Origin of the sequence: Serratia sp. CY81684 (assembly GCF_052166595.1) — a bacterium.
In the GTDB taxonomy this organism is placed as follows: Bacteria; Pseudomonadota; Gammaproteobacteria; order Enterobacterales; family Enterobacteriaceae; genus Serratia; species Serratia nematodiphila.
Genome location: NZ_JBJNOO010000003.1, coordinates 897408 through 912767, shown reverse-complemented (window position 1 = coordinate 912767; position 15360 = coordinate 897408). Strand labels below are relative to the sequence as shown.

The 15360-nt window shown below is 59.2% G+C and carries 15 protein-coding genes; 14 read left to right on the top strand and 1 reads right to left on the bottom strand.

The window, feature by feature from the left end:
- The first annotated feature begins 484 nt into the window (after window positions 1-484).
- The 3 genes from ydgT (at window position 485) to ACJ8QF_RS12145 (ending at window position 2433) form a co-directional block, all read left to right on the top strand.
- On the top strand, window positions 485-700 hold the full coding sequence (gene ydgT / locus ACJ8QF_RS12155) for a transcription modulator YdgT (protein ID WP_004934895.1): 216 nt from the start codon (window positions 485-487) through the stop codon (window positions 698-700).
- 197 nt (window positions 701-897) lie between these two features.
- Complete coding sequence (gene uspC / locus ACJ8QF_RS12150; RefSeq protein WP_016927278.1) at window positions 898-1317, top strand: universal stress protein UspC; 420 nt, start codon at window positions 898-900, stop codon at window positions 1315-1317.
- An 84-nt stretch (window positions 1318-1401) separates the two neighbouring features.
- On the top strand, window positions 1402-2433 hold the full coding sequence (locus ACJ8QF_RS12145; protein WP_442537552.1) for an NADP-dependent oxidoreductase: 1032 nt from the start codon (window positions 1402-1404) through the stop codon (window positions 2431-2433).
- A gap of 34 nt (window positions 2434-2467) precedes the next feature.
- On the opposite strand, the gene pcp is transcribed toward ACJ8QF_RS12145, so the two are convergent.
- Window positions 2468-3115, bottom strand: a complete 648-nt coding sequence (gene pcp / locus ACJ8QF_RS12140) for a pyroglutamyl-peptidase I (protein ID WP_004934904.1) — start codon at window positions 3113-3115, stop codon at window positions 2468-2470.
- Between the two features lie 97 nt (window positions 3116-3212).
- Between pcp and ACJ8QF_RS12135 the strand changes: the two genes are divergently transcribed.
- From ACJ8QF_RS12135 to tssK, 11 genes are all read left to right on the top strand, one after another.
- Window positions 3213-4145 carry a LysR family transcriptional regulator gene (locus ACJ8QF_RS12135; protein ID WP_004934907.1) on the top strand — a complete coding sequence of 311 codons (933 nt, stop codon included), beginning with the start codon at window positions 3213-3215 and terminating at the stop codon, window positions 4143-4145.
- Between the two features lie 513 nt (window positions 4146-4658).
- Window positions 4659-6998 (top strand): type VI secretion system Vgr family protein, encoded by a 2340-nt coding sequence (locus tag ACJ8QF_RS12130; RefSeq protein WP_442537551.1) that lies wholly within the window; start codon window positions 4659-4661, stop codon window positions 6996-6998.
- Between the two features lie 10 nt (window positions 6999-7008).
- A complete protein-coding gene (locus ACJ8QF_RS12125) occupies window positions 7009-7398 on the top strand; it encodes a DUF3592 domain-containing protein (RefSeq protein ID WP_004934914.1) in 390 nt (129 codons plus the stop codon).
- Between the two features lie 101 nt (window positions 7399-7499).
- Window positions 7500-8000, top strand: coding sequence for a hypothetical protein (locus ACJ8QF_RS12120; RefSeq protein ID WP_004934918.1), 501 nt, complete (start codon window positions 7500-7502; stop codon window positions 7998-8000).
- Window positions 8001-8171: 171 nt separating this feature from the next.
- Window positions 8172-10724, top strand: coding sequence for a DUF2169 domain-containing protein (locus ACJ8QF_RS12115; protein WP_442537550.1), 2553 nt, complete (start codon window positions 8172-8174; stop codon window positions 10722-10724).
- Window positions 10721-11788 carry a pentapeptide repeat-containing protein gene (locus ACJ8QF_RS12110; protein ID WP_442537549.1) on the top strand — a complete coding sequence of 356 codons (1068 nt, stop codon included), beginning with the start codon at window positions 10721-10723 and terminating at the stop codon, window positions 11786-11788. The genes ACJ8QF_RS12115 and ACJ8QF_RS12110 overlap by 4 nt, the downstream gene beginning before the upstream one ends.
- 30 nt (window positions 11789-11818) lie before the next feature.
- Window positions 11819-12454 carry a DUF3540 domain-containing protein gene (locus ACJ8QF_RS12105; protein ID WP_015378275.1) on the top strand — a complete coding sequence of 212 codons (636 nt, stop codon included), beginning with the start codon at window positions 11819-11821 and terminating at the stop codon, window positions 12452-12454.
- A gap of 15 nt (window positions 12455-12469) precedes the next feature.
- A complete protein-coding gene (locus ACJ8QF_RS12100; protein ID WP_004934933.1) occupies window positions 12470-12862 on the top strand; it encodes a DUF4150 domain-containing protein in 393 nt (130 codons plus the stop codon).
- 48 nt (window positions 12863-12910) lie between these two features.
- Window positions 12911-13411 (top strand): type VI secretion system accessory protein TagV, encoded by a 501-nt coding sequence (gene tagV / locus ACJ8QF_RS12095; protein WP_033632731.1) that lies wholly within the window; start codon window positions 12911-12913, stop codon window positions 13409-13411.
- A gap of 29 nt (window positions 13412-13440) precedes the next feature.
- Complete coding sequence (tssJ, locus tag ACJ8QF_RS12090; RefSeq protein ID WP_015378277.1) at window positions 13441-13971, top strand: type VI secretion system lipoprotein TssJ; 531 nt, start codon at window positions 13441-13443, stop codon at window positions 13969-13971.
- Between the two features lie 40 nt (window positions 13972-14011).
- Entirely contained in the window at window positions 14012-15358 is a 1347-nt protein-coding gene (gene tssK / locus ACJ8QF_RS12085) for a type VI secretion system baseplate subunit TssK (protein ID WP_442537548.1), read from the top strand.
- The last annotated feature ends 2 nt before the right edge of the window (window positions 15359-15360 follow it).

Below are 15360 nucleotides of genomic sequence, written 5' to 3'. Positions count from 1 at the left end.
CCTCCCCCCTGAGATTATTTACATGGCTTTGGCTTTCATTACTTCATTGTCATAAAATAAAACGCAGTTTTGTTTTACTGTTCATATTTCTTCATCGAAAAAAACGGCTTTTCAACGTAAGCAGCGGCGACAAACATCGCCCAATGCCGCGACGGCGCCACGGCCGGGTGAAAAAATCACCCAAAAGAGGCCCGGCACGGCACCTTGTGCTTGCCCACAGCACGAACGGCGACGCGTCGGCCGTCAACCGCCCTGAGACTTTCCCTATTTCTCCATTAATCAGCAGGCTGAGATTGCTGACGGCGCACTGGCATATTATGATTTACCAAAGCGCCGCTACGGGCGGCGCGACATCATTACCCAGTGCAATTTATCTAATTGAAATGATTTTTGTCAGGTCGTACATCGCTGCCTCGACGGCGTCGCCGTGAGTCGCTATGTGTTATTCACCCGGCTTTAACTATTAACAGGCTATATTTTAATCATGACCGATACGCTCGAATATCTGCTGACATTTCGTAAATGCTCCTCTTTGGACAGCCTGGAGAAGGTGTACGACAAACTGAACTACTCCATTGAAAACGATACGGAAATGAGCAATATGTACCGTGCCGCCGACCACCGTCGCGCCGAGCTGGTTGCCGGTAAATTGTTCGATCTGGGCAAGGTGCCGAAAACGCTGTGGGCACAGGTGCTTTAATTCAGTGAAATTACGTGCGGCAACGGTTTTATCTTTTATTGCTATATAACCGGGGCACATTCAGCTTTTATTGCCGCGCGTGATATGAAACACATTTATTCCCCCCGCCAGGTTCTACCCTTTATCCGACGCAGTACTTCCACCAAGGCCGCCGATGCAGCGGCCTGAAACACGATGGATACAACAAGGAGTCGGATATGGGGTATCAAAACGTTCTGGTTACCGTCGCCGTTGCCCCTGACAGCCACCGCCTGGTGGAAAAGGCCGTCTCCATCGTTCGCCCCTACGGCGGCAGCATCACCCTGTTAAGCACCCTCGCCAATCCGGAAATGTACAATAATTTCGCCGGGCCGATGCTGGGCGATTTGCGCTCGCTGATGGAAGAGGAAACCCGGCTGTTTATGGAGGAACTGCGCCAACGCGCCGGCTACCCTATCGCCGATACGCTGATCGTGCATGGCGAGCTGGGTGACAGCCTGGCATTCGCCAGCCGCCGTCAGCCGTTTGACCTGCTGCTCTGCGGCAATCACCGAGACAGCATGATGAACAAAGTCTCCTGTTCCGCCGCCCGCTTTATCAATATCAGTCATATCGACGTGTTGATCGTTCCGCTCTGAGCTAAGCACATTCGGTCACGTCGCCTCAGCGCTCCTGCACTAGGCTTAACGGACCTTGTTTGCCGCACCACAAAGGAGCTTTCGATGTCCCCTTCTCAACAGAACCGCCGCTTCCTGCTGGCCTCGCGTCCGAACGGCGAACCGACAGCCGCGAACTTCCGTCTCGATACCGTCCCCGCACCGCAACCCGGCGCCGGCCAACTGCTGCTGCGCACCGTATATCTGTCGTTGGATCCTTATATGCGCGGACGCATGAGCGATGCCCCCTCCTATGCGCCGCCGGTGGAGATCGGTCAGGTGATGGTGGGCGGTACGGTATCGCGCGTGGCGGCCTCACAGCATCCCGATTTCAACGTCGGCGATTGGGTATTGGGGTATGACGGCTGGCAGGAATATGCGCTGTCCGACGGCAGCGGCCTGCGCAACCTCGGCCCGCATTTGCCGCACCCTTCCCGCCTGCTGGGCGTGCTCGGCATGCCGGGATTTACCGCATACATGGGGCTGCTCGACATCGGCCAACCGCAGGCGGGTGAAACGCTGGTGGTGGCCGCCGCCAGCGGTGCGGTTGGTTCGGTGGTCGGCCAAATCGGCAAACTGAAAGGCTGCCGCGTCGTCGGCGTCGCCGGCGGTGCGGAAAAATGCCGCTATGTGGTGGAAGAGTTGGGTTTCGACGCCTGTATTGATCACAGCGCCCCAGACTTTGCCGAACGGTTGGCCGCCGCCTGCCCACAGGGTATCGACATCTATTACGAGAATGTCGGCGGGGCGGTGTTCGACGCCGTACTGCCGCTGTTGAACACCAAAGCGCGTATTCCGGTATGCGGCATCATCGCCCATTACAATGCCACCGGGTTACCTGCGGGGCCGGACCGCTTGCCGCTGCTGGAGGGGCTGATCCTGCGCAAACGCATCCGTATGCAGGGCTTTATCATCTTCGACGACTACGGCTCACGCTTTGACGAGTTCTTGCAACAAATGAGCAGTTGGGTCGAACAGGGGAAAATCAAGTTCCGCGAAGACATCGTCGACGGGCTGGAGCAGGCGCCGCAGGCGTTTATCGGCCTGCTGCAGGGCAAAAACTTCGGCAAACTGGTGATCCGCGTCGCCGACGAATAACCCGTAGCAGGGCGTGGTACGCCGCGCTCTGCTTTTAATGTACGGCGCCGTCGCCGAATCGCACATCTTCCTCTACCGTCAGCGTCACCTGAACGACAGTGCGCACCGCTTCCACCATCGTCGCCAGTGCCATGCTCGGCTTGCCCGGGTGCGCTGCCGCCAGTTCATGGCTGTACGGAATATGCACGAACCCGCCCCTGGCCCGCGAATGCTGCGTCTCCAGATAGTGACGCAGACCATAAAAAATGTGGTTGCAGTTGTAGGTGCCCGCCGTATAAGAGACCGCCGCGGGGATCCCCTGCCGGCGCAGTTGCTGCACCGCGGCCTTGACGGGCAGCGTACTGAAATAGCCCACCGGCCCGCCGGCAACCACCGGCACGTCAATCGGCTGTTTACCGGCATTGTCGGGAATGCGGGCATCGATCAGATTGATGGCTACCCGTTCCAGGGATATCTCGGCCCGGCCGCCGGCCAGCCCCAGACAAATCACCGCCAGCGGCTGCAATGCCTCAATCGCCGCGATCAACCGCTGATTGGCTACGCCCAATACGCAAGGTAGCTCGAGCACCACAATCTCCGCGCCGGCAATATGTTCACCGGCCAACGCCTGCGCAATCTGCCAGGAAGGATTCACCGCATCCCCCTCGAACGGCTCAATGCCGGTGATCAAAACTTTGTTCATCATTTCCCCTGATTGAAGGCTAAATTCGTGTACTTCCAGCCTAAAGAACGCAGTATGATTCTGGAAATGGATTATCTGTATATAGAGTATTCATAAAATGAATTTATCCAGCGTCGATCTCAACTTGCTGGTGGTGTTTGAGGCGTTGTATCAGACGCGCAACGTCACCGCCGCAGGCCGGCGTCTTAACCGCGCGCAACCTTCCGTCAGCAATGCATTGGCGCGGCTGCGCATTCTTCTGAACGATCCGCTGTTTGTTCGCAGCGGCGGCGGCATGGCCCCCACGCCGCGCGCCCACCAGTTGATGCCGCAAATACAGCGGGTGCTTGAACAGATCCATCTGGCGTTGGCGCCCCCTGCCCGTTTCGACCCGGCCACCGCCGGGCAGCGGCGTTTTACGCTGGCGGCCGGCGACTATGCCGATATATTGCTGCTGCCCGCCATCATCAGTCGATTGCGTCAGACCGCACCCGGCATCGATATTCGCGTTTCGCGCCTGGATCGCCACAATATTTACCGGCAACTGGATCGCGGCGAGGTGGATATCGCGCTGGGAGGGCACCTTTCCGGTGCGGAAAGCCACTATGTGCGCACGTTGTTTGAAGAACATCTGGTGTGTATCGCCAGCCGTTCACACCCACAGCTGGCGGATGGCCGCTGGGATCTGGCGCGCTACCTCAGCCTGCCGCATGGGCTGTACGCACCGGCAGACGACGGCTCTGCCAGAGGGTTGGTCGACCGGCGTCTGGCGGAAATTGGAGGTCAACGGCGCGTTGCCGTGACCTTTTCACACATTGCCGCTCTGCCGGCGGTGGTCGCCGACAGCGATCTGATCGCCACGCTGGCCGCCAGCGCGGCCCGGCATTTTTCCGATCCGCAACGCGTACGCATTCTCCCGCTGCCTGACGAGTTGGCCATCGCGCCTTTCCCCATTGAGCTGATCGCCGGCCGGCAGGCGCAACGCGACCCGGCTTTAATCTGGCTCTGCGAGCTTATCGGGCAACTCTCCTTCGCCTTCTCTCCACGCTAACGACGACATTCGCTGCATTTTCAACCGTTCAAACGCATGTTCCCAGGCCCGTCGGTGGGCCCTGGAACGCCCACCAAATAGGAATCATCCGAATTAACATTCGGTAAATTTATATATTTGATCATCTTTAACTAACGAATGGTAAGGATAAAAAATACTCAGTGACTTTTTTCACGGAAAAAAAGAGTTGTTTTATAAGCACGTTGACTTAAGTGTTACAGATTTATTATTTGGTATTACCATTTACCCAATAATTTGGGATAAAAAAAGATCTGCGCGTATCTATATGTTTTAGATAATAAAAAACCAGATCGTGAGCGAGTTAACGAATTGAGCATTGATCCACAAGGCTATTTTGCAAATGCAGAGCTCTATTGTAGACTGCACAAATCGTGCCTTTGTGTAAACTTTGTTAAATCTTTCGTCAGCCCCTGTCTCAATTCGTGACAGATACGCCATCGGGATCGCGCGTCAAATCTCGTGCGGTAGCTATGCCTAAACCGGGGATATAGTATGGATCGCCTTATCATTGCGCACACGCCTTTGCCCGCCAATCAGCTGTTGTTCAGAAGCCTTTCCGGTGAGGAAAAACTGGCCGGCCTGTTCGAATTCGACGTCGAGCTGCTCAGCCCCGACAATCGGCTCGATCTGAAAGCGCTGCTGGGACAAAAAATCACGCTGGAGCTGCGGGGCAATCCGTTGGCGCCGCGTTATCTCAACGGCAATATCACGCGCATGACCCTCTCCGGACGAGAAGCCGGCGGCAACCGTTACTATATCTACCGCGCCGTGCTGCGCCCCACGCTGTGGTATCTGACGCAAAACCGCGATTTTCGCATCTACCAGGAACAGACCGTTCCCGACATCCTGACTCAGGTGCTGGGGCAGTATCAGGTGAAAATCGATAACCGCCTGAGTTACGACTACCGCATCTGGGGGTACTGCGTGCAGTACCAGGAGAGCGATTTCGATTTCATCAGCCGTCTGATGGAACACGAAGGCATCTATTACTATTTCACGCACCAGCAAGACGGCCATACGCTGGTGCTGGCTGACGCGCCGGCGGCCCATCAGGAACTCGCCGGCTACGCCAGCATTCCCTATCAGCTCGCGGAAGGCGGCCTGGTGGAAAACAAAGACAGCATCAACAGCTGGAGCGTTTCTGACGCCATCACGCCCAGCCTGTATAGCCTGGATGACTACGATTTTCGCAAGCCGCGCGCGCGTTTGCTGGAGGCCCGGCAAAATCCCGCCTCATTCGCGCAGGACAAAGCCGAGGTGTTCGACTGGCCCGGCCGTTATACCGATCACGCCCATGGCCAGTTTTACGTCAAGGTTCGCCAACAGGAGTTCGAAGCGCAGCATGAGCAGATGAGCGGCGAAGGCAATTCGCAGGGCATTGCGCCCGGCTATCGTTTTCAACTGACCCAGGCGCCGCGTATGGAAGACAACCGCACCTACCTGGTGGTCAGCGCACATTACTTCATGCAGGAAAATAGCTACGCCAGCAACGATAACGACGTCGGCGAACAGCGAACCGAATTTCAGGTCGTTCCGGCGGATATCAATTGGCGCCCGGCGCGCACCACGCCCTGGCCGAAAACCCATGGCCCGCAAACTGCCGAAGTGGTGGGCCCGGAAGGCGAAAGCATCTGGACCGATAAATATGGCCGGGTGAAACTCAAATTCCGTTGGGATCGCCACGGCAGCGGCAACGAAACCAGCTCCTGCTGGGTGCGCGTCTCCAGCGCCTGGGCCGGCTGGAAATACGGCGGGATCCAGATCCCGCGCGTCGGTGAGGAAGTGGTGGTCGACTTTATCAACGGCGATCCGGATCGCCCCATCATCACCGGCCGCGTTTACAACGAAGACAGCATGCCACCGTGGGATCTGCCCGGCGACGCCACCAAAATGGGCTTTATGAGCCGCAGCAAAGGCGGCGGCGTCGACAACGCCAGCTTCCTGTTCCTGGAAGACTCGCCCGGCAACGAATCTTTCGACATGCACGCCGAACGCAACATGAACATGACGGTGGAAAACGACAAGAACGTCAATATTGACGGCAGTCGCACCACCACCATCGGTCGCCAGCAGGACGACACCGTCACCGGCGACGCCACGTTCCTGTACAAAGCGAAACGCACCACAACGGTCAATGGGCTGGAAACCGCCAACCTGAACGCTCACCAGACGGTGAACATCAAAGGCGGCCGCGACCTGACGATTATCGACGGTGGCGATAAAATCGACATCACCGGCAATCAGTCCTTCAAGCTCGACGGCGCGCAGACGCAAAACATTACGCAAACCCAGCATGTCACGGTGAAAGGCAACCAGACCCTCGACATTACCGAGGGGCAACAGACCAGCACCATCAAGCAAGGGCAGACGGTCAACATCACCTCCGGCGGGCAGCACACCACCATCACCGCCGGCGGGCAGGAATTGACGATTGAAGGCGGCGGCCAAACCGCCACCGTAACCGGGGATGTCACCGAGACCTACAAAAACGATCAGAGCACCACGGTCACCGGCACGCTGACCATCAAGGCGAAAACGATCAATATCACCAGCGCGGACGGCGTATCGGTGCAGACACCGAGCTGGAAAGATAACTGCCACGGCTTGAAATGGGTGGCGACCGGGGCCAACTTCGCCTTTTACGGTTCAAATCTTGCGTTGACAGGAGCCAGCCTGAAACACACGATGCTGGATATCTCGCACAACCCGCTGTCGATCAGCAAAACCAATTTCAAGCTCAGTAATGATCCCATGACGTTCACGCAGCTTGGCGCGCTGGTGACCAACGGTGCCTTACGATTGAGCACCAAGGCGCTGGCGATCTTCTTGTAAAGGGACTCCCATGTCGAAGGCCAAAAATGTTTTCACCGTTATCGGTTTGATTTTATTGGCTCCCATTCTCAGCCTGGTGGGCTTTTTCAAATTCATCACGGTCGATATCTGGGGTTATTTCAAACATATCGGTTCTTCCCTCAGCGTGATGGAGAACGGTATTTCCGCCTCAGGGCAAATCGTCAGCATTCGCCAGACCAACCTGTGGGACGGGAATCGGCCGGTCTGCGAAGTCGAAGTCAAGTACATCGCCCAAGACGGGAAAAACCATACGGCCGTGGCGAAAGGCCCGATCAGCGTCGTGGATCTGCCGCGTTATCAGCCGGGTCATTTCATCGCGATAAAGTACGATCCGAAGAATCCCAAAAAAGCGGTGATCGAAGAGCTTTCCCGGCTTTGAGCGAAAAGCATCCCTTCAATCACGCGATCCGATTTCAACGTTCCGTAAACGGCTTATCGTTCATCAGTTCGCGAAATCACCTTGCATAAGGAAGTGTCACGATGGGCACGTTCATTGCCTTTTCGACGCAGGACAGCCTCTGGGGACAAGTCCTGTTTACCTTCTTTGGCATCCTGGTTGGCTGCGTATTGCTCGCTGCGATCGGCAAAACCTTTTTGTCGGCCAACCGAGCGGCCACGTTGCCTGTGCGGCTGCTGATCTTTGTCGCGCTGATGCTGGCGCTCCTGAAATACAACCAGCAGGTGATGTCTGCGGTAAATGCCCCCGCAGAACTGATCGGATTGCTGATTTTTCCCGGCTTTTTGATGAGTTACCTGAGTGCGGCGCCCACCGGCAGACTGGCGCTGGCGATAGAGCTGCCCTGTTTTGCGGCGCTCGCCGCGCTGCTGATCCTGGGCACCAATGACATCGGCTTCTTTGCGCCCTATCACCTGGAGAGCGCCGGCCAATTGATCGCCAAGGCGATCGCCGCGGCGTTGTCCGTGGCCGCCGTGCTGCTGGCTCGTGGAATAAGCGGAAAGGACAACGCACTGTCCTCTTGATCATCCATTTCGAAGCGGGGCGCTCCCCGCATTGGCGATCGGCTCTGAACGCCGCATCGTTTTCTTCATCTGTTGTGACATAGCCTGATATCTATTAAACCGAAAAACGGATTGTTTTTGAGCAAGCAGCCTGGCTGCCGGCTGATATCCACAGGAAGCTTTACACACACAATGAAAGTCGTAAAACCTCTGCGCCTCAGCGCGCTTCATCGTCCCTTCTCTTGGCAGGGGCAAAACCATCTGGGCGTTTCCGTTTTGGCCTTGGCCGACATGGGGGCCGCCCCGCGCCTGCGTCCCGAACCGGAGTTGTGGCAGTTGGCCGCCGACGAACTCACGTTGAGCGGCGGCGTGCTCGATTTGGCTATCCCAAAAGCTTGCGCGGAGTTTCTCGCCACCGGCAATGCCTACACCCATCATCAACAAGACAAAACCGCTTGCGCCGTGAAGATCCAGCTTGATTCGCTGGAAAAAACGCTGGTGGTTTTCGGCGATCGCCATTGGATCAACGATCGTCCCTCTACTCCCCTCCCTTTTGCAGAAATGCGTCTGGACTGGCGCCGGGCTTACGGCGGCGCGCAGTTCGCCGATAATCCGCACGGCATCGGCGCCACCCCAGAAACATTTCCGCAAGGCCGCATCCACCGCCTACCCAATGTTGAACCCCTGCAGGGGCGCCTTGCGTCTTCTCGGCAAAGCGCGCAACCGGCAAGCTTTGACGCGTTGGATATCACCTGGCCGCGCCGCTTCTCCCGCATCGGCAAAAACTACGACGCCGACTGGTTGAAAAACGGCTTTCCCGGCTTCGCCAACGATATCGACTGGCGCCTGTTCAACATGGCGGAAAGCGATCAGCAGTTTCCTCAACGCGACAGCTTGCCGCCCCGGGCCGCCTATCGGATTTGGAACATGCACCCTTCAGAACCGGTGCAGCAAGGGCATTTGCCGCCGTGGCGCGCGCGCTGCTTCATCAACCGGCTGCGCGGCGGCGAAACGCATTTCGAAGAGATCGCGATGCGCCACACCACCGTCTGGTTCTTCCCCCATCGGGAACAGATGCTGCTGATTTATCAGGGCAGCGCACGCATCAATGAAGACGATGCCGCCGACGTGATGCAGCTGATGCCGGCCCTGGAAACCGAAGGCGAGCCCCGCTCCACCGCGCATTATCGGCAGGTATTGGCCCAGCGGCTGGATAAAGAACGGGGTGCTCTGCACGCTTTTCGTGAGCAAGAGTTGTTGCCGGAGGCGTGCATCGGCGCCTGGCTGGATACGGAAACGCCGACGCAGCAAAGCCCGATGGCGGAAAATATCGCCGCCTACGAGCATCAGCAACGCGAAGAGCATCGCCAGCGTCTGCTGCGCGAGGGACAAGACATTGATGAACTTTTCCCGCGCCCGTCGCAAGAGGCGCCGCCGAAGCTGGACCAGCTCGCCGAATTCGTCGAGCGTCTGGAAAGCCAGGCCGAGGCGCAGTATCAGGACATGCTCAAGCTGACACAAGCCGAGGGTATCGATCCGCTCAATCCCGGTGGGGACCATGTGCCGCCATCCGGTGCGGAAAGCTACCAGCAGCAACGCGATCTGCTGTTCCAGGAGGCACGCCGGCATCCTGACGCATTTAGCGATAAACAGCGTGGGGAAAGCGAACGCGCGCTGCACCAAATGTATTTAATGTCGGCACAGGCGCAAAGCCCTGCACTGCGCCTGCGTGGCGATCTGGCGCAAATCATTCGCCAACGCGTCGCCGCCGCCATGCTGCGCGATAAGGATCTCAGCGGCCTGGATCTCACCGGCGCCGATCTGTCCGGCATGAATCTCTGCCAGGCTAACTTGCGCGGCGCTTTGCTGGAAAACGCCGATCTGCGCCAAACCCAATTGGTGGGTTGCGATCTTCGCGAGGCGATGTTGGCGCGCGCCGATCTCAGCGGCGCCGTCTTACAGCAGGCCGATTTGAGCCACGCCTCCTTGGCCCTGGCGAAATGTGAAGCGACGGATTTCGGCGGCGCGCAGTTGCACGAAACCAACATCCAGCAAACGTTGTTTCAACGCTGCGATTTCACTATGGCGTCGTTACGCGACTTGCTGGGGTACGAAACCCTGCTCGGGCAGTGTGACTTCAACCGCGCCACGCTGGCCAACATTACGCTGATGGAGCTGCAACTGGAGCAACTGACATTCAGCCACGCCCGGCTCGACAAAGTCAGCTTCGTCAAATGCCGGCTGCTGGCGGTGAACTTCGATCGGGCGCGGCTAGAGAGCTGCGCCTGGGTTGATACCGAGACGAAAAGCCTCAGCTTCCGCGCCGCACGCCTCACCGCCTGCGCCTTCGCGGCAAAGACGCTGTTGCCGCAGGCGGATTTCGGCGACGCAACGCTGAACCAGTGCAATTTGCGCCAGATGCCGTTGCAGCGGGCTAATTTCAGCCGTGCGCGCCTCGACAACTGCGACCTGTCGGAAGCCCGGCTGAACGAGGCCGATTTCCGTCAGGCCAACGGCAGCGGCAGCCTGTTCATTCGCTGCGATCTGTCCCAGGCCAACCTGCGCGACGCCAATTTCATCGCGGCGATCCTGCAAAAATGCGTGCTGTCAGGCGCCGACCTGCAGGGCACCAATCTGTTCCGGGCCGATTTGTCGCAGTCGCAAGTGGATCAGGCGACCCGGCTCGACGGTGCCTATACCGCCAGGGTGAAAACATTGCCTCGCCACAACGGGAAGGAAGTATGACGTCAAAACCTGAGCAGATACGCCAGCGCGTGAAACGCGGCGAGCTGATTGCCGGTGAGGATTTGCACGGCCTGTCATTCGCCGGTATGGATTTGGCCGGCGGCATGTTCAACGAACTGAACCTGAACGGCGTGAACTTCTCCGATTGCGATCTGCGCGACAGCGTCTTCAGCGATTGCCGGCTCGAACACGCTCAATTTGCGCGGACGAACCTGAAGCAAACGGCCTTCAATCAGTGCGCCATGGCGGGCGGCCGCTTCAGCGAGAGCCATATCGAACTGACGATGTTCAACGGTTGCCGGCTTGAACAGAGCGACTTTAGCCGGCTGCCGCTCAACCAAAGCCACTGGATGTCATGCCAATTGGCCGGCGCGAATTTTTCCGCCACTCAGCACGATCGCACCACCTTTTACGAAAGCCCGCTCGACGGCGCAGATTTAAGTCATACGAGGCTGTCACTTGTCACGTTCTTTCGATTAAATCTCTGTGAAACAAGGTTTGAAGGGGTTGATTTCGACCGCGTCACGTTTTTCGAATGTGACCACCGCGGCAAAAGTTACGCCGGGCAGCGCCTCATCGCCTGCCAGTTTACCGATAACCAACTGGACGACGTCGATTTCAGCCAGGCGACGTTGCGTCAAAGCAACTTCAAGGGCGCTTCGCTGCTGCGCGCCAACCTGACGGGCGTGCAAGCGCAGCAGTCACTGTGGCTGGAGGCCAATCTGACCCACGCGCAGTGCCGCAGCGGGCAGTTCGATCAGGCGATCTTCAGCGAAGCGACGCTGGACGCCGCCAACTTTAGCCAGGCGCGCCTGTATCAATGCGTGTTCCAGCGCAGCCGCGCGGCGCGCTGTGACTTCAGCGACAGCGACCTGACCTACGCCGACTTCTGTTACGCCGACATCGGCGCCGCCGATTTCCGGCGCGCGCGTTTTATGCGCACCCGCATGCACCGCGCCCACCAGCAGCAAACGCGCTGGGGCGATCGCAGCGGGATCCTCGAGCGCGACGAAGAACTGTACGCCGCCGAAACCTGGAGCGCACAGCGCCAGAGCCGAATCTGAATGCATTGACCACTTCACGAGGGGATCACCATGAGCGTTGCCAACACAACTCGCGCCGTCAACATCGCACCGCCCCAGCAGGCCGCCGGCCAGGTCGTCAACCTGTTGCCGGACGGCAGCCTGGTGGTGGAGTGCGAAGGCCGCGGCTGGCATTGCCGCCGGGCGGCGAGCTGCCTGCTGACGCCGGCCCTCGGCGATAACGTGCTGGTCGCCGGCTGCGGCCACCAGCTGTGGGCGATCGCCGTCCTTGAGCGCGCAGAGCCGCAAAGCGCGGCGCGGCTCTGCGTCGCAGGCGATCTGCACATTGAAACGCCGAACGGCTCGCTGTCGCTGCACGGCGCGCAGGCGCTGAACCTGAGCGGCGACGCCATGACGCTGCAAGCGAACAGCGGCGACTGCCACGTCGACAAGATGAAATACAGCGGCGAAGAGCTGTCGGCCTTCGTCAGCCTCAGCCGCCTGGTCGGCAAACGCTGCGAGTCGCTGTGGCATTCGGTCAGCCAGATCAGCCATTCGCTGTTCCGCAAAGTGCGCCAGACCGAGCACGTGCGCGCCGGGCAGCTGGATTACCAGGCGGAAGATTACGCCCGCATTCATGCGCGCAACACGCTGATTACCTCGAAAGACATCACCAAGCTGGATTCGGAACAAATCCACGTCGGATAACCTGCGGAGGCCTTTATGTTTGCCAACAGCCAAATGATCGGCGTGGACCTGGCGTTTCCCGACGTCTGTCTGACGCCAAGCCCGGCGCCGGTGCCCGTGCCTTACCCGGATATCGCCCTGGCGCCGACCGCCATCCCGAATGCGTTCAACATTCTGTTCGTCGGCACCCCGGCGCACAACATGGCGACGGTGACGCCCCTGACCAACGGCGACAACCCCGGCGTGGCCACCGGCGTCGCTTCCGGCACGGTGATGGGGCCGTCCCGCCACCTGACCGGCGCCTTTACCGTGCTGCTCAAAGGCACCCCGGCCACCCGGTTGACCAGCCTCAGCCTGCAGAATTCCACCAACGCGCTCGGCATGCGCATCGTGCCGAGCCAATTAAAAGTGTTGCTGCTTGCGCCCTGATGACGGCGCCTTATTACACAGCCATTCAATCAAGAAAAAGAGGACATTGTGAAAACACGGATTACCCTGACGCTGCTGACCGCCCTGACGCTTGCCGGTTGCTCCACCCCGCCGCCACCGCCGCCGGCGCTCAATAACGACGCCATCGTCAGCAGTGAAGTCAATGGCGTCACGCTAAAACACCGCGCCGCGGTGAGCGCGCCGAAACAGTTCAAGCCGATCGGTGAGGAATACCGCAGCCTGTACGCCGCCAGCATCATGAGCAGCCCCGATTATACCGGCACCGCCGTCGGCAGCCTGGACAACGCCGCCGCGTTCTACGCGCTGGGCGAAGTGGAAAACAACTGGCTGGCGATCTCCGCCATTCGCGGCGGCGACCTGGTGGGTTATATCCAGGCCAACGCCGGCGTGCCGGAAGCGCGCTACAAATCAACGCTGCGCAAAGATCTGCCGCGCCGCGCGCGCGCCGCCAAACAGGACTGCGTCAAAGTCGGCGGTGACAGCAAGGCGTGTAAAAACGCCGGCTCAGCCACCTGGATCCTCCAGTAGTCAGTACGCCTGCGGGCGACGAGATTCCCATGATGACGACCCCTATCGCTTCCCGCTGGTGCGGGATGTTGTTTCTGCTGCTGGGCGCGTTGGCGCTCGGCGGTTGCATGTCTTCCGCCAAAAGCGTGCCGTCGCGCTACAGCCTGGTGTTCGATGCCGATCGCCAGGTCAACGCCGCCGCCGGTGCGCAACCGGCGCCGATAAAAATTCGCGTGCTGCTGCTGCGTTCGGATGCGGAATTCATGGATGCCGACTTCTTCAGTCTGCAAAACGACGCCAAAAGCGTGCTCGGCAATAGCCTGCTGGACAGCGATCAGTTCTTCCTGACGCCGGGCCAGACCGGCAAGACGCTCGGCGGGCAAAGCGCATTGGACGCACGTTACATCGGCGTGATCGCCGAGTATCAAAACCTGGACGGCAAGGCCTGGCGCATTTCGCTGCCGCTGCCGGAGCCCACCGAAACCAATTTCTACAAGGTATGGCAATTCTCGCCGGATGAGCTGGAAGCGCATATCGTCGCGGGCGTGAATGGCCTGCGCCCCGTAAAAAAGGTCGACTGATCTACCGCTGCGCTGAAGCGAAGTAACTATAGGTGTGATGATGAAAGATGCTCATAAGGTTGTCTGGACTGAGGGGATGTTTTTACGCCCTCACCATTTCCAGCAGGCGGAAAACTATCTCGAAGGCTATATGCGCAACTGGGGCCAGGCCCACAGCGGCTGTTTCTGGGGGTTCCTGACCCTGGATCTGGACCAAACGCTGCTGCGCCAGGGCAAGATTGCGCTCAACGCCGCCAGCGGCATCATGCCGGACGGCACGCCGTTTCGCTTCTCCGGTGCCCAGCAGGCGCCCGCGCCGCTGAGCATCGCCGAAAACAAGACCGGTGAAAACGTGGTGCTGGCCCTGCCGACTTACCGCGCAGGGCGTGAAGACGTGATCTTTCAGGAAAGCCCGGAGGCGCTGGCGCGCTATCTGGCTTACGAGAATGAAGTCGACGATCTCAACGCCGTCTCGGTGGGCAGCGCGGCGCTGCAGTTCGGTCGCCTGCGCCTGCGGCTGATGCTGGAGAGCGAGCTGAACGCCGAATGGACGGCGCTCGGCGTTACCCGCGTGCTGGAAAAGCGCGGCGACAACAGCCTGCGTCTTGATACGGCGCAAATCCCGCCGATGCTGAACTGCCAGGGCAACCCGGTACTGAAAACCTTCATCAACGACCTGCAGGGCCTGCTGCAGCAGCGCAGCCAGCAGATGAGCCAGCGCCTGTTGCAGCCGGGGCGCGGCGGCAGTTCCGAAATGGTCGATTTCATGCTGCTGCAGCTGATCAACCGTCATCTTGGCCAGGTGAGCCATGCCTATCACCTCGACCATCTGCACCCGGAACGCCTGTTCGCCGATTGGCTGCAGTTCGCCACCGAGCTCGCCAGCTTCTCGGCGCAGCGCACCCCGGAAGGCCGCCTGCCGGTGTACGACCACGACAACCTGGCGCTGTGCTTCGGCAAGCTGATGCTGTTGCTGCGTCAGGGCCTGTCGGTGGTGCTGGAAGACAACGCCATTCAGCTGACGCTGGTCGAACGATCCCACGGGTTGAACGTCGCCACCGTGCAGGACACCAAAATGATGCGCGACTTCGGTTTCGTCTTGGCAGTGCGCGCCGACGTGGCCGCCGAGGTGTTGCTGACCCACTTCCCGGCGCAGATGAAGATCGCCCCGGTCACGCGCATCCGCGATCTGGTGCAGCTGCAGCTGCCGGGCATCGGCCTGCGCACCATGCCCGCCGCGCCGCGTCAGATCCCCTATCACGCCGGCTACACCTATTTCGAGCTGGAAAAAGGCGGCGACCTGTGGAAACAGATGGAAAAATCCAGCGCCTTCGCCCTGCATCTGGCCGGCGAGTTCCCGGGGCTGGACATGGAATTTTGGGCGATTCGCAGCCATACGGACCGGTAACC